Annotated in this window: 18 protein-coding genes; 14 read left to right on the forward strand and 4 right to left on the reverse strand. The window is 57.3% G+C overall.

What is annotated here, in order from left to right:
• The first annotated feature begins 13 nt into the window (after positions 1-13).
• The 3 genes from qcrB to C230_RS0117040 all read left to right on the forward strand — a co-directional run bounded on the left by qcrB (position 14) and on the right by C230_RS0117040 (position 2,153).
• Positions 14-685 carry a menaquinol-cytochrome c reductase cytochrome b subunit gene (gene qcrB, locus C230_RS0117030; protein WP_018133265.1) on the forward strand — a complete coding sequence of 224 codons (672 nt, stop codon included), beginning with the start codon at positions 14-16 and terminating at the stop codon, positions 683-685.
• A 42-nt stretch (positions 686-727) separates the two neighbouring features.
• Positions 728-1,477 carry a menaquinol-cytochrome c reductase cytochrome b/c subunit gene (locus C230_RS0117035; protein WP_018133266.1) on the forward strand — a complete coding sequence of 250 codons (750 nt, stop codon included), beginning with the start codon at positions 728-730 and terminating at the stop codon, positions 1,475-1,477.
• An 88-nt stretch (positions 1,478-1,565) separates the two neighbouring features.
• On the forward strand, positions 1,566-2,153 hold the full coding sequence (locus C230_RS0117040; RefSeq protein WP_018133267.1) for a DUF1405 domain-containing protein: 588 nt from the start codon (positions 1,566-1,568) through the stop codon (positions 2,151-2,153).
• 116 nt (positions 2,154-2,269) lie between these two features.
• Here C230_RS0117040 and C230_RS0117045 read toward each other — a convergent pair whose 3' ends face one another.
• From C230_RS0117045 to C230_RS0117055, 3 genes are all read right to left on the reverse strand, one after another.
• The gene (locus tag C230_RS0117045; protein ID WP_018133268.1) at positions 2,270-3,118 is read right to left on the reverse strand and encodes a YitT family protein; all 849 of its coding nucleotides are present in this window, start codon (positions 3,116-3,118) and stop codon (positions 2,270-2,272) included.
• On the reverse strand, positions 3,111-3,758 hold the full coding sequence (locus C230_RS0117050) for a DedA family protein (RefSeq protein WP_245534008.1): 648 nt from the start codon (positions 3,756-3,758) through the stop codon (positions 3,111-3,113). Before C230_RS0117050 ends, C230_RS0117045 begins: the two co-directional genes overlap by 8 nt.
• A gap of 169 nt (positions 3,759-3,927) precedes the next feature.
• Complete coding sequence (locus C230_RS0117055; RefSeq protein ID WP_018133270.1) at positions 3,928-4,977, reverse strand: YkvI family membrane protein; 1,050 nt, start codon at positions 4,975-4,977, stop codon at positions 3,928-3,930.
• A gap of 278 nt (positions 4,978-5,255) precedes the next feature.
• Between C230_RS0117055 and bacA the strand changes: the two genes are divergently transcribed.
• Positions 5,256-6,056: an undecaprenyl-diphosphate phosphatase gene (gene bacA / locus C230_RS0117065; RefSeq protein WP_018133272.1), complete on the forward strand. Its 801-nt coding sequence runs from the start codon at positions 5,256-5,258 to the stop codon at positions 6,054-6,056.
• A gap of 53 nt (positions 6,057-6,109) precedes the next feature.
• On the opposite strand, the gene ylbJ is transcribed toward bacA, so the two are convergent.
• Positions 6,110-7,381, reverse strand: a complete 1,272-nt coding sequence (gene ylbJ, locus C230_RS0117070) for a sporulation integral membrane protein YlbJ (RefSeq protein WP_018133273.1) — start codon at positions 7,379-7,381, stop codon at positions 6,110-6,112.
• 331 nt (positions 7,382-7,712) lie between these two features.
• On the opposite strand from ylbJ, the gene C230_RS0117075 reads away from it, so the two are divergent.
• From C230_RS0117075 to dinG, 10 genes are all read left to right on the forward strand, one after another.
• A complete protein-coding gene (locus tag C230_RS0117075; RefSeq protein WP_018133274.1) occupies positions 7,713-8,042 on the forward strand; it encodes a nucleotide pyrophosphohydrolase in 330 nt (109 codons plus the stop codon).
• 29 nt (positions 8,043-8,071) lie between these two features.
• Positions 8,072-8,884 carry a 4-hydroxy-tetrahydrodipicolinate reductase gene (gene dapB / locus C230_RS0117080; RefSeq protein WP_018133275.1) on the forward strand — a complete coding sequence of 271 codons (813 nt, stop codon included), beginning with the start codon at positions 8,072-8,074 and terminating at the stop codon, positions 8,882-8,884.
• A gap of 19 nt (positions 8,885-8,903) precedes the next feature.
• Positions 8,904-9,305 (forward strand): methylglyoxal synthase, encoded by a 402-nt coding sequence (gene mgsA / locus C230_RS0117085; protein WP_018133276.1) that lies wholly within the window; start codon positions 8,904-8,906, stop codon positions 9,303-9,305.
• A complete protein-coding gene (locus tag C230_RS20875; RefSeq protein ID WP_083910638.1) occupies positions 9,278-10,621 on the forward strand; it encodes a CCA tRNA nucleotidyltransferase in 1,344 nt (447 codons plus the stop codon). Before mgsA ends, C230_RS20875 begins: the two co-directional genes overlap by 28 nt.
• Positions 10,622-10,625: 4 nt before the next feature.
• On the forward strand, positions 10,626-11,594 hold the full coding sequence (locus C230_RS0117095) for a biotin--[acetyl-CoA-carboxylase] ligase (RefSeq protein ID WP_018133278.1): 969 nt from the start codon (positions 10,626-10,628) through the stop codon (positions 11,592-11,594).
• A gap of 242 nt (positions 11,595-11,836) precedes the next feature.
• Positions 11,837-12,697: a 3-methyl-2-oxobutanoate hydroxymethyltransferase gene (gene panB / locus C230_RS0117100; protein ID WP_018133279.1), complete on the forward strand. Its 861-nt coding sequence runs from the start codon at positions 11,837-11,839 to the stop codon at positions 12,695-12,697.
• Positions 12,694-13,539: a pantoate--beta-alanine ligase gene (panC, locus tag C230_RS0117105; RefSeq protein WP_018133280.1), complete on the forward strand. Its 846-nt coding sequence runs from the start codon at positions 12,694-12,696 to the stop codon at positions 13,537-13,539. The genes panB and panC overlap by 4 nt, the downstream gene beginning before the upstream one ends.
• A 38-nt stretch (positions 13,540-13,577) precedes the next feature.
• The gene (panD, locus tag C230_RS0117110; RefSeq protein ID WP_018133281.1) at positions 13,578-13,964 is read left to right on the forward strand and encodes an aspartate 1-decarboxylase; all 387 of its coding nucleotides are present in this window, start codon (positions 13,578-13,580) and stop codon (positions 13,962-13,964) included.
• Between the two features lie 300 nt (positions 13,965-14,264).
• Positions 14,265-15,725: a tetratricopeptide repeat protein gene (locus C230_RS0117115; protein WP_018133282.1), complete on the forward strand. Its 1,461-nt coding sequence runs from the start codon at positions 14,265-14,267 to the stop codon at positions 15,723-15,725.
• Between the two features lie 84 nt (positions 15,726-15,809).
• Positions 15,810-18,656 carry an ATP-dependent DNA helicase DinG gene (gene dinG / locus C230_RS0117120; protein WP_018133283.1) on the forward strand — a complete coding sequence of 949 codons (2,847 nt, stop codon included), beginning with the start codon at positions 15,810-15,812 and terminating at the stop codon, positions 18,654-18,656.
• The last annotated feature ends 170 nt before the right edge of the window (positions 18,657-18,826 follow it).

The raw sequence follows: 18,826 nt of genomic DNA on the forward strand, positions 1-18,826 counted from the left end.
AGGGGTCTGACAGATGCTGAAAAAGACATACGATTGGATCGACGAACGGTTGGGCGTGACCCCGATCTGGCGGGACATCGCGGACCACGAGGTTCCGGCACACGTCAATCCGGCGAACAAGATGTCCGCATTCATTTATTGCTTTGGCGGTTTGACCTTTTTGATTATCACTACGCAAATCATCTCCGGCATGTTTCTGGCGATGTACTATGTACCGGACATCATCAATGCTTACAAGTCTGTGAAATATATCACGGATGAAGTGATGCTCGGCAACATCGTCCGCGGCATGCACTTCTGGGGTGCCAGTCTTGTCATCATCATGATGTTCTTGCATATGCTGCGCGTGTTTTTCACCGGTTCTTACAAAGCCCCGCGCGAATTGAACTGGGTGGTTGGCGTTCTGATTTTCATGGTTGTGATGGGATTCGGCTTCACCGGGTACCTGCTGCCGTGGGACCAGAAAGCGTACTGGGCGACGGCGGTCGGTGCGAAAATCGCCGGTTCCGTTCCTTTCATCGGGAAGTATATTCAGATTTTGCTGATAGGCGGAGCGGATCTGGGCGCGACGACATTGACCCGATTCTTCGCGATCCACGTGTTCTTCTTGCCTGCAGCCCTCCTTGTGCTGTTGGGATTGCATTTCTTTATGATCCGGAAGCAAGGTATCTCGGGTCCGCTATAAGAATCCGATTTTCCCGACAAATTCAAAGGAGGTTGCTCTTCAATGGCTGGTCATGACAAAGAACGAATTCCCGGCGTACCCCGTTACCGTCGCCCGAAGGACATGCCGCATGACGGGACGGAGCCGTTTTTTCCAAACTTTTTGCTGAAAGAATGGATCGTCGGTTCGGTCGTGCTCGTCGCTTTCATCATCTGGATCATCTTTAACCCGGTTGAGTTGCAGTCGGTGGCCGACCCGACCGACACGTCGTTCATTCCGGTTCCCGACTGGTATTTCCTGTTCCTTTACCAGCTCCTGAAATACATCCCGGGGGATTATATCTGGTTGGGGACCGTCGTGATTCCGCTGATTGCCACGCTGCTGCTGATGCTTGCTCCCTGGCTGGACCGGCGGAAAGCCCGTCATCCTTTCAAGCGTCCGATCGCTACCTGGTCGATGGTGCTTGCGATCGTTTTCATGGGCTGGCTTACATATGAAGCTCATACTCAGCATGAGGCGGCGCTCGCCAAGAACCCGCCGAAGAAGAAGGTGGAGCTGCCGAAAGACACGGCGATCGTCGATCAGAACGATCCGATGTACAAACAGTTCTCGCAAACATGTGCTGCCTGCCACGGTGCTGACCTGAAAGGCCAAGTCGGTCCGGCTCTGCTTGGTGTCGGGAACAAATACTCGGCCGAACAGATCGAAGAGATCATCAAAAACGGGAAACCAGGCGGCATGCCTCCCGGTCTGCTGCAGGGAGACCAAGCGAAGAAAATGGCCGAATGGCTGGCGAAACAAAAGCAGAAGTAACAAGACAAAAAACTGGCCCGCGATGGCCAGTTTTTTGCTTGCTGGCGAGCGTTTTTCATGTTGAACCGTGACGGAGGGAGGACGGGAGATGATCGTTTTGCGGTACCTGCGTGATTTGTTCGTTGACAGGCGTTTCTTATGGATGTTGTTTTGGATCAATTTGCTGGGGACGGTATACGGCTATTACTGGTACAGAAACCAGTTGTTGAACACGCCGCCGCTGTTGTGGCCATTTGTGCCCGATTCGCCGACATCCTCTTTGTTTTTCACGATCGTCATTCTGTTGTGGCTGTTTCGCAGATCATCTCCGGTGCTGGAGATGATGGCGGTGATGACTTCCTTCAAGTACGGGGTCTGGTGTGTGGCCGTTCTGTTGCTTTACGGAGTGGCGGACCGGTTCATTGCACCTGCCAACATCATGCTGATTTTGTTGCATGCCGGGATGGCGGTCGAAGTGCTGCTTTACCGGTTCGCTTACCGGTTCCGGCCGCACCATGTGTGGTGGGGGGCGGCGTGGCTTTTGCTGAACGATTTGTTCGACTATGGGTTTGGCGTGCATCCCTACCTGGAGGATGACCGGTTTGTGCCGGAAATCGCCGTCTTCACCGTACTGCTGAGTCTGTTTACGATCGCGCTGGCACTGTGGATGTGCATGAAGCGGCCGCCCGTTTCGTAACAGTCAGATCATCTTTTGCGTAAAAACAACAGCCGATCGGCGGCAGCATGCTGCCGGTCGGCTGCTTTTCAGATTGGCGTGGGTTTTTCGTTCTCAGGGCCGCTCCGCAGCTTGTCCTACTCCGGTTGTTTGACCAGCGGCGAGAAGCCTTCGCCCAATACGTCGTGCACATCGGTGACGATTACAAACGCCTGCGGATCGATGTCGTGCACGATCTGCTGCACCTTGATGATTTCTTCCCGGGAGACGACGCAATAGAGCACCTCTTTGTCCTGGCCTGTGTAGCCGCCGCGGCCTTTCAGCAGGGTGGTGCCCCGTTCCAGTTGATCGTGGATCGCCTTGGCGATCTCGTGCGTCCTGTCGGAAATAATCATCGCCGATTTGCTGGTGGCCACCCCCTCGATCACCACATCGATCACTTTCGCCGCGATAAACAGGGCGACCAGCGAGTACATCGCGATCATCATGCCTTGCAGCACGGCGATGATCGATATCACCAGGATGTCGATCGCAAACAGGGTGCGGCCGATGGAATAGCCCCATTTGTAGTTGACAATCCGGGCGATGATGTCCGAACCGCCGGTGGTGGCGCCAGATCGGAAAATCAGTCCGAGGCCGATCCCGTTCACCACGCCGCCGTAAAGGGCGGCGAGCAGTTTGTCGTTTGGCAAGGGGGGCGTGATATTCTCGGGAATCACGAGCGAAAACAGCGATACCAGCGCAACCCCGGCGAACGTTTTGACAAGAAAGCGGCGTCCGAACATGCGGTACCCGATATAAAACAACGGGACGTTCAGCAGCAGGAAGGAATAGCCGAATTTTAAATGAAACGCGTACAGGAGCAGCAGCGAGATGCCGAAAAAACCGCCTTCCGCCAACTGATTTTGGATGATGAAGTTGTTGATCCCAAACGATAGAATGGCGGAGCCCGCCAGAATGCTGATCCAGTTTTTCAGTTCACGCATGGTCGATTCCTTTCCGGTCCGGTTCAGGAAGTTTTTTTTTATAGCGGACCAGCACGATCCAGGCCAGGACAAGGACAGCGCCTGCCAATACCCATATGCCGTAACGGTGCAGGAAGACAAACAACAAGTTCCAATGCTCGCCCAACAGGCGTCCGAGCGAAATGAACGTCGATGCCCAAATGAAACCGCCGCTGTATGCATACAATGCGAACCGCCAGAACCGCATTCGGCTGGCACCCGCGGAAAAAGCGGTGACGTGCCGGATGCCCGGCAGGAAATAGCCGATCATGAGGACAAACGGGCCGAATTTTTGATACCAAACCTGCACCCGTTCCCAGTGCGATTGTTTGATGCCGACGCGATGGCCGTATTTGCGGATCAAGGGAAACCCGAACCCCCTGCCCAGCAGATAGGAGATCGTCATGCCGACGGCCGATCCGAGAAACGCGACAGAGAGCGCGAACGAGAACCGCATCGTGCCTTGCGACACGAGAAAACCGACGTAGGTCATGATCACTTCATCCGGGATCGGTAAGCCGACGATGCCGAACACGAGGCTTAGGAACAGGGCGATATAGCCGTAGACACTGATCAAATCCAACACCGTTTGTTCGATGGGTGAGCCCTCCTCGGCAGTCAAAATCGAAAACCAGCAGCGGGCCGGGGACCCGATTATCCGGTATTACTTTACCATAGTTGGCAGGCGTCGGACAACAGAAGCTGCCAGAAGATAGTGACGTCAAACTTCGAAGCCGATTCCGGCTGCTTGCCTGGGGGCCCGAAAATGCGTCGACCTACACAGCAGGAACTCACTCCGGCGGGTACAGTTCCCGTGGCCAGATCAGCAGGACGAGCAGCAGGAAGCTCAGATAACCGAACACCGGGTAGAGGTACGTGACGATATTCGAGAAGCCGATCTGGCTGACGAAAAAGGCGGCTGTCAAAATCAGGACGGTGATCAACGATCCGTTCAGCGGATAGCGAGGCGGGGTCAATTGACTGCTCAATCCGTACACGTTGGCGATCAGCGTACTGAAGATTTCCCCCCACAGCGCGAGAATGAACAAGATTTGCAAAGCGAGCCCGTAGGCGGATGTGATATGCGCCATCGGCACCTCGTAGTGCAGTATGTCGGGCATCCTGACAGACATGGCGTAATGCGCCCCGAGCAACATGCTGCCCAGGCCGATCGCACCGATCCAACCGCCCGCGATCAGCGACTTGCGGTCCTGGATTTCATTGCCCATCGGCACCAATACGGACACCGCCAGCCCCAGATTAAAAGCGGCGTACGACACGGCGGATGCCAGCCACGCCCAGGAACGGTGGGGGATTTGTGTCCATGCGGACGGTCCGGGCGAAGTGACGGCTGTTTTTATGAAAATCAGACAAATCAGGCAAATCATGACCGGAACGATGATCGAATTGGCCGTTAGGATCCCCTGCATGCCGCGGCGGATCGTAACGTAGGTGACCGCCATTGTGAACAGCACGCCCAGTTGAAACGGGATCCGCAGATTTTCCTGGAACAGGGCGCCGACGCCGGCGAGCATCGCGACGGTGACGCCGAACAACATGACCATCATAAACAGGTCGATCACCGCCGCCAAACGATCGCCGAACAGGAAGGCGGTCAGCTGCCGGTAGGAGTTTGCTTTCAGCCGCGCCCCCAAAAGCAGCATTTTGATGCCCACCCAACCGAACAAAAACGTGCTGACGGGAATCGCCACATACGCCCAATCCCCGTACATGCTGAAAAATTTCAGGATTTCCTGACCGGAGGCAAAACCGGCCCCAACGACCGTGCCGATGTATGTGAACCCGATTTGCAGCGCTTGTCGAACTGTCTTTTGATCCATGGTGCGGTTTCCCCCTCGCATGATATGTTTATGTACATGACGGAAAAAGCATGTCTATCCGCGGAAAGACCATGTATAATGGGGGAGTGAGTGATTTTCGAGGCGGAGGGGACGGATAGAAGAGCTTGCGAAGGCGGTCGTGTTGGGAGTTGTCAAATGGATGCTGGCGATTTTGCAGCGGGGCACGCTGGAAGTGTTTTCGATTTACGGTTGGATACTGGGAGCCGGGATTCTGATCGTACAATTTCTCGGCAAGTGGTAGGAGAGGAGTCACCGACATGCATGACTATTGGATTGCTGTGATTCAAGGGATCGTCGAAGGACTGACCGAATTTTTACCGGTCTCGTCGACGGGCCATTTGATTTTAACGGGAGACCTGCTGCATTTTGAAGGACCGAAAGCCGCGACGTTTGAAATCGTGATTCAGTTGGGGGCGATCCTGGCGGTCGCCGTGCTGTACTGGCGGCGGATTCTGCAACTGCTGGGATTGCGGCGCGACCGTTCCCGGTTCCGCTCGCAACTCAACCTGCTGCACGTGCTGCTGGCGATCCTGCCGGCGATGATCTTGGGGCTTTTGTTCCACAAAGCGATCAAAACCTATCTGTTCTCGCCAAAGACGGTGCTGATCGGGCTGGTGGCCGGCGGGATTTTCATGATTGCAGCGGAAAAATGGCAGCGGCGCGTGCGGGCGCGGGAGATCGACGATCTCAGCTATGGCCAGGCGTTTTCCATAGGACTCGCACAATGTTTGGCGCTGTGGCCCGGATTTTCCCGCTCCGGCGCGACGATCGCCGGCGGTTTGCTGACGGGGGCGAGCCACAAGGCGGCGGCCGATTTTTCCTTTTTGATCGCAATTCCGATGATGGTGGCCGCGAGCGGCTATGACCTGCTGAAAAGTTACAAGGATCTGTCGATTGCCGATCTCGATTTTTTTGCGATCGGGTTCGCCGTCTCGTTTCTCGTTGCGCTGCTGGCTGTCGTTTCGTTTCTGAAACTGCTGGAACGGGTCAAGTTAACCCCGTTCGCCTATTACCGGTTCCTGGCAGCCGCTTTGTTCTGGATATTCGTGCTTCGCTAAAAAAAGACTGTTGAGTGGGCTCAACAGTCCAGATGCCTGGATGGGTCATTGACTTACTTGTTGTTCATGCGGATGCGGAAAAAGATGATTTTCATCCGTCTGGTCAGGTAGATGAGAACGGACAATCCGGTCAGGCCGCTGATCAGCAGCAGCCAATTCTTCAATGAACCGAGTGCGGCGAGCCATTTGGCCGCCAGACTCGGTTCCGCGATGTCCACCGCCAACGGAGAGGGAACGAGCGGCGCCATCACGCTGGCGGCCGTTTGGCCGACTCCCAAATGGAACAGAACGACGGTCGCGACGGCCGCGATCACGCCGTGAATAAACCGCGCGACGATATAGGGAGTAAAACGGATGTCGGTGCCAGTCAGAACGGAGGCGATCTGCGCATGCACCGACAGTCCGCTCCACGCGATGATAAAGGAAATGATCAATAATTGTTGGATCAGCGGAGCGTGCGCGGCGGCAGTCTGGGCCGAACCGATGTCGATTTCAACGATCCCTGCCAAAAACGGGTTGACCAGCGAACTGTCAATCCCGATCAGCTTGAACAGGCCGACCAGCGGCAGGGCGAGCAGCGGAATCACGCCGGCGACCGTCAACACTTTGATCACCACGGCGAAGAACATGATAAAGCCGCAGATCATCAGCGACGTTTTGATGGAGTCATTGATCGCGTCGCCTAACAGTTTCCCCAATGAGCGGCCGTCCTCGGCGCGGGCACGGATCATTTCCCGGTAGGCGCGGGCAAACAGATTGCCGCGGATTGGCTGCAGCCGGGTGTCCTGTTCCACATGCTCCTGGTCGCGTCCGTAGAGTTTGTACAAAATGCCGACGCAAAATGCTCCGATATAGTGAGCGATTGCCAGCAGCATGCCGATCCCGGGGTTGCGCAACATACCGACCGCGACTGCGCCAAACATAAACAACGGATCGGCGGTGTTGGTGAACGCCAGCAGCCGTTCCCCCTCGACGCGGCTGCACATTTTATTTTTGCGAAACTTGGCGGTGATCACCGCATCCATCGGGTAGCCGGCCGCCAGCCCCATTGACAGGGCAAACGCTCCGACACCCGGCACGCTGAACAGCGGCCGCATCAGCGGTTCCAGCAGGATGCCCAGTGCGTGTACGACACCAACGCCAAGCATGATCTCCGACAGGATAAAAAACGGCAGCAGCGCAGGGAAGACAGAATCCCAAAACAGTTTCATTCCCGTCACGCTGGCTTCAAACGCCTGCTCTGGATAGAGAACGAGCGAAAGCGTGAGAAACACGACGACAAGCGCCAATAGTGTTGTCGCAGAGCGTTTCGGTGATCCAGGCATAAGCACAACTCCTTTTCTGTTTCATAGCGTGATCCGGCAGCTTTGCTGCCGTGACACGACTTGTGCCATTTTGGTGCATAGCGTGATCCGGCAGCTTTGCTGCCGTGACACGACTTGTGCCATTTTGGTGCATAGCGTGATCCGGCAGCAATGCTCCCCCCACCAAAGTGACAAGCACTTTGGCGGGAACCCATAATGCCGTGACACGACTTGTACCCCGTGGGTGCATGAGCGCAGGACTACCTATTCCGTAAATTCATATTCGGCTTGGGCTTGTTTATTCTTCCTTCTTGTGGTGGAATGTTGATAAAGCGGAAGGAGGCGTCACAATATGGAAAAATTGACCCTGTCCGCCATGCAGCAGGAGGTGGACGAGTATATCTCGCAGTTTAAAGAGGGTTATTTTCCGCCGATGAGCCTGATCGTCCGGCTGACGGAAGAACTGGGCGAGCTGGCGCGAGAGGTCAGCCATCGGTTTGGCGAGAAAAAGAAAAAGGCGACGGAAGCGAACGGCAGCATCGCAGAGGAAATCGGAGATGTGCTGTATTGCCTGACGTGCCTGGCGAATTCGCTCGACATCGACCTGGAACAGGCGCACCGGGCGGTCATGCACAAGTTTCGGACGCGGGACGCCGACCGGTGGACTCGCAAAGATGATTGACAAGCAAAATTTTGCGGGAGAGTGTACATATGACAGAATCGAACGGAAAAATTCGCGTGGTAGTGGTTGGCGCCAAGGGCCGCATGGGCAGAGAAGTGGTGAAGACGGTGCTGAACGATCCGCAGCTAGAGCTGGCCGGCGCCGTTGATCGCACACTGCATCAAGTGGACGTTGGCAGCGTGCTGGGGCTGGGTGACATCGGAGTTCCGTTTGCAAACCGGTTGGGCGAATGTCTGGTGCAATCGAACGCCGATGTCATGATCGACTTTACCAATCCGGCCGCCGTTCGCGACAATGTGTACACGGCGCTTGAGTACGGAGTGCGACCTGTTGTCGGCACGACGGGCATGTCGCAGGATGATTTGCTGGCGTGGGACCGGATTCTACGGGAAAAAGGGATCGGCGGCATCGTGGCACCCAATTTTGCGATTGGCGCCATCCTGATGATGAAGTTTGCGGCGATGGCGGCCCGCTATCTGCCGCATGTGGAAATTATCGAGTTGCACCATGATCAAAAGTTGGACGCTCCTTCCGGCACCGCGCTGAAGACGGCGGAGATGATCGCTGCCGAGCGGCAAAGCGTGCGGCAGGGACATCCGGACGAGGAAGAAAAGCTGGCCGGGGCGCGCGGGGCCGATTTTGACGGCATGCGGATCCATTCGGTACGGCTGCCGGGCTATGTGGCCCATCAGGAAGTGATTTTCGGCGGGGTCGGTCAAACATTGACGATCCGCCACGATTCGATCAGCCGCGAGTCGTTTATGCCGGGCGTCGCGCTGGCGGCCAAAAAAGTGATGGAATTGACCGGTCTCGTCTACGGCCTGGAACATCTGATGTTTTGACCGGCGGGGGAGGAGTAACGTGAATATCGCGTTGATTGCGCACGACCGCAAGAAAGAGACGTTGGTCAATTTCGTGGTGGCATACCGCCATATTTTTGCAAAAGCGAATCTGTTCGCCACCGGCACCACCGGCGGCCGGATTCAGGAGGCGACGGGCCTGCGGGTGCACCGGTTTCAGTCGGGGCCGCTGGGGGGCGACCAGCAGATCGGTGCGATGATTGCGGAAAACCGGATGGATCTGGTGATCTTCTTCCGCGATCCGCTGATGGCCCAGCCGCACGAGCCGGATATTATCGCCTTGCTGCGGCTGTGTGACGTGCATAACATTCCGGTGGCGACCAACATGGCGACCGCCGAGATTCTGGTGAAAGCGTTGGATCGCGGCGATTTTGCATGGCGGGAAACGGTTCACGGCGAGTGACGGACAGCCGCTTTGACGCGGCGCTGCAGGTGTTGGCCGAGTTGGAGCGGGCAGGCTATCAGGCGTATCTGGTCGGCGGCTGCGTGCGGGACATGCTGTTGGGGAAGCGGCCGGAGGATTATGACGTGGCGACAGACGCGTTGCCAGACGAGGTGCAAAATCTGTTTCCGCGCACGGTGCCGACCGGCATCCGGCACGGGACGGTCAGCGTGCTGATCGGTGGCGAGCGGATCGAAGTGACCACATTCCGGACGGAAGGGGCGTATTTGGACGCTCGCCGGCCGAGCGAAGTGCGGTTTGTCCGTTCGTTGGAGCAGGATCTGGCGCGCCGCGATTTTACGGTGAATGCGATGGCGATGGACCGCCGCGGCCACCTGCAGGATCCGTTTGACGGCCGACGCGATCTGCGGGAGAAGCGGATTCGGGCGGTCGGCGAGGCGGATGAACGGTTCCGTGAAGATGCGCTGCGGATGCTAAGAGCGATCCGGTTTGCAGCAGCGCTGCGGGCGCAGATCGAGGAACGGACATGGCAGGCGATCCGACGGCATGCGGGGCTAATGACGGAGATCGCCCGCGAGCGGATTCGGGACGAATGGAACAAGATGCTGCGGGCCGATCTATCGATCAGTATCAACTATCTCGCTGCATCTGGCCTGCTGCCGATCGTATTCCCCGACATTTCACCCCGCAAAGTGAAGGCAAGCTTCGCACCTCATCAAGGCGGCGAAGCCGCCAGGTCGCGCTATGTAGGGACCCAGGATTTTGTGGCTGAGAGGTGGCGGCAGGCGGCCGATTTTGCCAACCGCTTGCCGGATAAATCGGACTTGCGGCAGGCGGCCCTGTTTTGGCAGCTGGGGGTCGATGAAGCGACGGTGCAGGCCAGTTTGCGGCGTCTGCGCCAACCGAACTCGTTCGTGCGGTCGGTCGCTGCGATTTTGCGGGCGATCCCTGACTCGGATCCGCTTACCTGGACCGCGGAAACGTGGCGCGGCTACTTGTACCGCCACGGCAAACAGGCGGCGATCGATGCGATGCGGATATTAGGCGAGGCAAGTGAGGCGGATAACGGGAAAATCGGCCGCCTGCTGGACAAAGCAATCGAACGGCAGCCGATCTGGTCGGTTCGCGATCTGGCTGTGGACGGCCAGGATCTGATTCGCGAGCTGCAGATTCCGCCGGGGCCGTTGGTGGGGCAAATTTTGACGGAGCTGACAGAATGGACGTTGCAGCATCCGGCTTGCAACAACCGGCAACATCTGTTGGCTGCCGCACGGGTGCTGTACCAGCATTGGAAAAACGGTTCGCAGAAGGTATGAGACGATGAAAGAACAGATTTTGAAACTGTTGCGGGATAATCAGGACCGATATATTTCCGGCGAGGAAATCTGCCAGCATTTCAACGTGTCGCGCACCGCCATCTGGAAACATGTGAAAGACCTGCAGGAAGCAGGGTATGAAATCGACGCGGTGCGCAACAAAGGCTATCGCCTGCTGTCGATTCCGGACGTCGTGCTGGCGGCCGAAATCCGGGCGGGGCTGCAGACGAAACGGATGGGGCAGCACGTGGTCGATTTGCAGACGATCGATTCGACGAACGTGCTGGCGGCCAAGTTGGCGGAAGCAGGAGAGCCGGAAGGGACGCTGGTGATCGCCGATCGGCAGACAGGCGGCAAGGGGCGGCGCGGCAAGCCATGGTTTTCGCCGCCTGGCACCGGCATCTGGATGAGCCTGATCCTGCGGCCGAAATTGCCGATGGCGCACGCCCCGCAGCTCACCTTGGTGGCGGCTGTCGCCGTCAGCCAGGCGCTGACGGAAGCGACCGGCCGGAAAGCGGGGATCAAGTGGCCGAACGACATTTTTTTCGATGACAGGAAATGCTGCGGCATCCTGACCGAGATGAACATGGAGTCGGAAGAGATCAACCATGTGATTTTGGGAATCGGCATCAACGTCAATCAGACGGAGAGTGACTTCCCGGATGAGTTGCGAAGCATCGCCACATCGTTGCGCATCGTCACCGGGAATCACATGCGCCGGGCACCGTTGGTGCAGCGGATTCTCGAACGGTTCGAGGGATTGTACGACCAATACGTCGAACACGGCACGTTTGCCCCGATTCGCGAACAATGGAAGCGGCAGAGCATCACGCTCGGCCGGTATGTGTCGGCTCATACGCCGCGCGGGATTCTGACCGGGTTGGCGGTGGATATCGACGAGATGGGCGCCCTGATTCTGCAAAATCAGGACGGCCTGCAAAAAGTCTACTCGGCCGATATTCAGATGTCGTAAAATACTATACAAACCACCCGGTTTCCGGTTATACTGCAAGTGGAGGCGGTATCCATTTTGGAACTGTACTCCGGATTCCGAATTTGCAATTTGATAATAATAGGAATTGGAAATCTGCTCTGAGCCGTCAGCGGACCGAGACAGAGGTTCTTGCGTGAACATTCGTAAACCTTTTCGTGCTGCTGCGCGAAAAGGTTTTTTTATCCGCTGGAACGCCGGGGCTCCGGAAGGGAGAATCGGGAATGACGGAAAATGGCCGAACAAAAATGACGACCGTCAAGCTACAGGAGATGAAAGCAAATAAGCGGCGGATTTCGATGGTGACGGCGTATGACTATCCGACCGCCAGGGTGGTGGAAGAGGCGGGTGTCGACCTGATTTTGGTCGGGGATTCGCTCGGTATGGTCGTGTTGGGGCACGAAACGACGCTGCCGGTGACGATCGATGACATGGTGCACCATACAAAAGCGGTGAAGCGAGGCGCTCCCAATACGTTTGTGGTGGCTGACATGCCGTTTCTCTCCGCCCATGTCTCCATCGCCGAGACGGTCCGCAACGCCGGGTGCCTGATTCAGGAAGCGGGCGCTGATGCGGTGAAGCTCGAGGGCGGTCGCGAGATGCTGGAGGAGATTCGTGCACTGCTCAAGGCCAACATCCCGGTAATGGGCCACTTGGGGCTAACGCCGCAGGCGGTCAACCGGCTGGGCGGCTTCAAATTGCAGGGGAAAGATGCGGAGAGCGCCAAGCGGATTTTGCATGATGCGATCCTTTTGCAGGAAGCCGGTTGTTTCGCCATCGTCCTCGAACTGGTGCCGGCCCCGCTCGCTGAGATGATCTCGGAGCGGCTTTCCATTCCGACGATCGGGATTGGCGCCGGTGCGGGATGTGACGGACAGGTGCTGGTGATTCACGATCTGCTCGGCATCACGAATCAGTACATACCGAGGTTTGTCAAACAATATGCCGGATTGTACGAGACGATGGTCGATGCGGTCAGAACCTATGCGCAAGAGGTGCGCGAGGGAACGTTCCCGGGGCCGGACCACCAGTTTGGCATGAAAGAAGAAGTGATCGCCGCCTTGAAAAGGGAGCTGCAGCCATGAAAATTATCCATACGATTCGAGAGATACGCGAGTATGTTAGGGAACAACGGACGCTTGGCAAAACGGTGGGATTGGTGCCGACGATGGGATCGCTGCACGATGGCCATCTGTCGCTCGCCCGGCAGGCGAAAGCGGAATGTGATGTGGCTGTCATGAGCATTTTCGTCAATCCGTTGCAATTCGGGCCGTCGGAAGATTATGACCGCTACCCGCGCAATCTGGAAGGAGATGCGAGGTTGGCGGAAACGGCCGGGGTCGATGCAATTTTCGCTCCGCCCGTGCACGAGATGTACCCGCAACCGCAGATGACGTTTGTCGATGTGGAAGGGCTGACGGAAAATCTGTGCGGTGCGTCGCGGCCGGGCCATTTTCGCGGCGTGGCGACGGTGGTCACGAAGCTGTTCAATATCGTGCAGCCGGACAAGGCGTTCTTTGGGCAAAAAGACGCGCAACAGGTGCGCGTGATTGAACAGATGGTGCAGGATCTGAACATTCCGGTGCAAATCGTGCCTTGTCCGATCGTCCGGGAAGCGGACGGTCTGGCGATGAGTTCGCGCAACGTCTATTTGTCACCGGAGGAGAGGCGGCAGGCGCTGGCGATCTATCGCGCCTTGCAGGCGGCGGAAGCGATGTTCGGCGCAGGGGAACGCTCCGCTGACGCCATTCGGGAACAGGTCCGATCGATCATCGAAGCGGAACCGCTGGCAGAAGTCGATTACATCAAAATCGTCGATCTGCAGACGCTATCCGATACCAGCCTGATCGACCGCGACTGCTTGCTGGCAGTGGCCGTCCGGTTCGGCGGAACCCGTCTGATTGACAATGTGATCTTGCGTCCGTAACACCCAAAGGGGACAAGTTACGCAAGGGGGAGTCGTCCATGTACAGAATGATGATGAAATCGAAACTGCATCGTGCCACGGTGACGGAAGCGAACTTGAACTATGTCGGTTCGATTACGATCGACCAGGACCTGATGGAGGCGGCCGACATCCTGGAGAATGAAAAAGTGCAGATCGTCAACAACAACAACGGCGCCCGGTTTGAAACGTATGTGATCGCCGGGCCGCGCGGTTCGGGCACGATCTGCCTGAATGGCGCGGCTGCTCGCTTGGTGCAGCCGGGCGACACGGTGATCATCATCTCGTATGCGATGCTGGAAGAAGCGGAAGCTCGCAAGCACCAGCCGGTCGTCGTGCTGCTCAACCCGGACAACACGATCCAGGACCTGATTCGGGAAACGCACGGTGCAACTGCCACCGTTTGAACAAGTCACCGCCCTCGCCCCGCGCCTGTTCAGCAGCAAATGAAGCAGAATCGCAGACACTGAAATGGCCAGAGGCGGGTGGACATCGATCCGGATGGGGGAAGAACCGACTCGCGAATCTAGTGGTTTCCACAGTGACAGCCGGGGCGAACCAGCCGAGCCGCACTCGCAGGAGTGCGGCTTTTTGATCACGGATGATCAACTCGGCGTTGCCTGCACGGACGCAGGCGCTTTTAGCCGAGTTTCCGTATAGAAAAAGGGAGTTGCTGCAAACTAACGGCAGAGTGAAGGAGGCGGAGGATGCGCATGTTTGATAAGCCGTTTGAGCAGTTGTTTCGGGCGCTGCAACGGATCGAGCAACAGTTGATGACGGCCGGTCCGGACGAAAAGCGGATTTTGCGGGAAGAACTGATCGCCCTCCGCTCCGTTTGCGACCGGTTTGTGGAAAAATGGTTGTCGTTCGAAGAAAAAATCGCCGCGCTGTCGGAGTTTTTCGGACTGGACATCGACGTGTTCGAAACACCGAAACCCCAAGCGCCGCCATTGCCCACCAAACAGGCGGATATGCAGCCGGTTCCCGTGCTGCCGAAACCGGATGAGGAGCAGATGATCCGCTCGTTTCGCAAGGGGCTCGGCTATTTTGATCTGTTGATGTTCCCGGATGCGATTCGCGAACTGGAACGGGTTGTCGAGTTGGACCAACAGTTTACGGTCGCCCGCTTGTATTTGGCGTTCGGGTATGTGGGCAAACGGGAGTACGACAAGGCGAAACAGCATTTGAACCGGGTGGCGGCGGAGGCGAACGACCCGTTCTTGCTGGCGGCTGTTCATCATACGTACGGCCATCTGTACGCGGAGAACGGGGATTTTGCCAGGGCGGCCGAAGAGTTTAAACAGGCGGCCGAATCGATGCAGGATCTGCGGGATGTGTTTTTTAACCTGGGAGTCTGCCAGTACAACCAAAAACAATATCACGACGCGCTCGCCTCGTTTCTTGTCGCATTGGAGCAGAATCCGGACGACTGGGAGGCGGAACGGATCGTCTCCCTGCTTTGGCAGAAGCTGGGCTCACCGGACAAAGCGTATGAACATATCGAGAAGGCATATAAGCTGAACTCATCGAATTGCGACATCCTGGTACAGTTCGCGGACCTTGCGTTGCAGCGGGGACAATACGACCTGGCCCGTGCGTTGTATAACAAAGCTCGCGCATTTTATCCCGCAGCGGCCCGTCCGTTCGGCGGTCTCGGCTGGTTGGCGATGCGGGAGGCCGAGTTCGGGCAGGCGATGCTCTATTTCAAAAAACAGCTGACTCTCGCTCCGTCCGACCTGCAAGCGAAGCTGAATCTTGGCTGGGCGGCACTGCTCGGGGGCGACATCGACAAAGCGGATGAAGTGTTCGCGCTGTTGCTGGCGGAGATACCGGATTCTGCATCCGTAAAAATCGGCATGGCGCGCGTATTGCAAATGCGAAACAAACAGGAGGAGGCCCACCGGTTATTGCAATCGGTTGTCCAATTGAACGATCCGCAGGATCGGCTGCTTGGTCACATGCAAATCGGTCGGCTGGCGTTGGAGCAAGGCAACTATGCGGCGGCGATCGAGCAATTTGCACAAGCGCTGCAGCTTGACGGCAATTGCATTGAGGGCTGGTTTTACAAAGCGCTGGCCCATACGGGTCTAGGCGAAACAGATGCGGCTGACCAGTGTTGGCAGCGCTGCCGGCAGGCAACCGCCAAACGGATGGAGGCGAGCGTGTAATCCGCATGCTTCCGTCTTTTTCTTGCAGGAGAATCTCGTCTGCATGGAGAATTATATCAGGATTCTCTGTTTGAGGTGACGTGCATGACAGTCCCTTATGTGGTGGTCGATCTTGAGACGACGGGCTTTTCGGCCGAGCGGGATTCGATTGTGGAAATCGGCGCCGTGCGGATTGAACAGGGCAAAATCGTCGATACATGGGCAACGTTTGTCGCCCAGGACAAACCGTTGCCCGCTTTCTGCAAGGAACTGACCGGCATTTCCGACGAAGACCTGGCGGGGGCACCTGCTCTGGAGGAAGCGATCAACCGGTTTCTGCAGTTTGCCGACGGTGCCGATTTGGTTGCGCATAACGCGTCATTTGACCTGTCGTTTCTCAACCGGGCGTCGGAGCAGTCCGGCTACTTGCCTTATGCCGGTACGTATGTGGATACATGGGAACTCAGCCAGATTTTGTTGCCGCGGGAGCCGAGCTATTCGCTCGAGTCGCTCGCCAAGAGCCGCGGCATTGTGCACGGGCGTCCACACCGCGCCCTGTCCGATGCGTTGGCGACAGCGGAACTGTTTTTACAGCTGCTGGAGAAAGCCAGAAAGCTGCCGCTCTTGGTGCTGCAGCAGATCGAACAGTTGACGGCGGCGTCCGATTGGCCGATGCGCCATTTTTTTGCGTCATTGGCAAACGAACCGCTGCAACTGACGCAGACGGAGCCGCCGGACGATTGTGCGGTGATTCAGCAGTTGATGCACCGGCTGGTGCGGATCCCGGAACGCAAGCTGGAAGAGCGGGAACCAGTCGCGTTTGACAGCGAGATCGCAGCCACCATATTATCGGAAAACGGGCCGTTGGCCGCCAAGTACCCCGGCTACGAAGAACGGCCCTCGCAGCTGCAAATGGTGCGGGCGGTGGCCGACGCGCTGGCGGAGGGGCGCCACCTGATCGTGGAGGCGGGTACCGGCACGGGAAAATCGCTCGCCTATCTGGTGCCGGCGATCCTGCACGCAGCCGCCACCGGCGAGCGGGTGGTGGTGGCGACGCACACGATCAACCTGCAGGAACAGCTGAAACACCGGGATCTTCCCTTGCTGCAGGAGATTATGCCGGTGCCGTTCACCGCGTCCGTCTTGAAAGGCCGCAACAACTATGCCTGCCTGCGCAAAGTGGCGACCGGCATCAATTCGCAGGGGCTGATCGGCGATTGGAACGAGCGGTCATTTTACGTCCGCATGCTGACCTGGCTGATTGAAACGGAAGCGGGCGACCGGGAGGAGCTTAACCTGCAGGGGGCGCAAGCGGAGTATTGGAACCGGGTGGCGAGCGACAGCGACTCCTGCATCGGCAAGAAATGCCCGTGGTTTCGCAACTGTTACTATTTCCGCAACCGGTCGGCGGCTGAGCAGGCGGACGTGGTGATCACCAACCATTCGCTGATTTTTGCCGACATCAAGTCGGAACATCGCGTGCTACCGCCATACGACCGGTTGATCATAGACGAGGCCCATCATCTTGAGGATGAAGCGACCAAACATCTGGGCGAGGATGTGAACTATTTTCAGGTGGCGGGCGCGTTCAACCGGCTGGTGCGCGACAGCCGGCAAGGCTTGCTGCCGCAGTTGCGGACAACGATCGGGCTGCACCCGCAGTTCGCCCCGATGGCCAACCTGCTCGACCAGATGGCCGGAAAGCTGGCGGAGCTGCGACATCATTTGGACGAGACGTTCAGCTTGCTGCAGCAGTTTGCGCTCGACCTGTCGGAAAAAAGTGAAGCGGGCAGATCGACGCTGCGCCTGCGCAAGGAACATCTCGAACTGCCGGCGTGGCAGGCGATCCTTTCCGCCTATGAAAATCTGCAAACGGAAGCGGCGTCCCTCCACAATCTGATGTCGAAACTGGAGCTGACAGCGTCCGATTTTGCAGATGATCACCAAATCGCGGGGCTGATCACCGACATCGGCGGCCAGGTGCAGGAAATCGACCGGCGGATGCTGACGATGGCCCGATTTTTTCGGGAAACCGATCCCGAATCGACGGTGCTGTGGCTGGAAGCGGAGGACAAAGCGGGGCGGCCGTTTGTAAGCCTGTATATGGCGCCCGTTCACGTCGGGCCGCTGCTGCAGGAGAAGCTGTTTGACAAAAAAGACTCGGTCGTGCTGGCATCAGCTACGATCGCGGTGAACCAGGGGTTCTCCTATATCATGGAGCGGCTCGGTTTGCGGAGGGCGGAAGAGGAAGGACGGCTTCGCACGTTGCAGGTCGAGTCGCCGTTTGATTACAAACATCAGGCGTTGCTGTGCATTCCAACCGATGTGACGCCTGTGAAAGGGGTGTCGGAGCAGGTGTTCGTCGATTCGCTTTGCGAATCGATCACGACGCTCGCCCGCATCTCGAACGGCCGCATGCTTGTGCTGTTCACCTCGCACAGGATGCTGCGGGACACGTACCTGAAAGTGAAACCGAAGCTGGCGGAACATAACATCCGCGTGTTTGCGCACGGCGTCGATTCGTCTTCCCGTGTCCGCCTGGTCCATCAGTTCAAACAGGAGGAGCGGGCGGTGCTGTTCGGGGCCAATTCGTTTTGGGAAGGAGTGGACATTCCGGGCGACGATCTGTCGTGTCTGGTGATCGTCCGGCTGCCGTTCTGGCCGCCCAACCATCCGATCGCGGAAGCGAGAACGGAAGCGCTAGAGCGGCAAGGACGCAACCCGTTTATGGAATACTCGGTGCCGCAGGCGATCGTCCGCTTCAAGCAAGGGTTTGGCCGGCTGATCCGCTCGAAAAAAGATGTCGGGGCGATCGTCGTCTACGACCGGCGGCTGGTCGACGCCCGCTACGGCAGGCATTTTCTGCAATCGTTGCCCAATCCTTGGATCTACCGGGGGCCTGAGAGAGAAGTGTTGAAACTGGTCTACAACTGGCTGAAACGAGAAACATAAAGTGAACCGGCCGTTCATATACATGTCCCAGATGGCGAGGGACATGACACGCAAATCGCGCTGAAACGAAAATGGACGATGTGGCTGTTGATTGCATATTGACGTCCGTTTTCTGTTTCCCCTAAGATGAAGTAATAAGGCTTATTTTTGAATTTCGTGACAGCTTGGAG

This window comes from Effusibacillus pohliae DSM 22757 (genome assembly GCF_000376225.1).
Lineage (GTDB): Bacteria > Bacillota > Bacilli > Tumebacillales > Effusibacillaceae > Effusibacillus > Effusibacillus pohliae.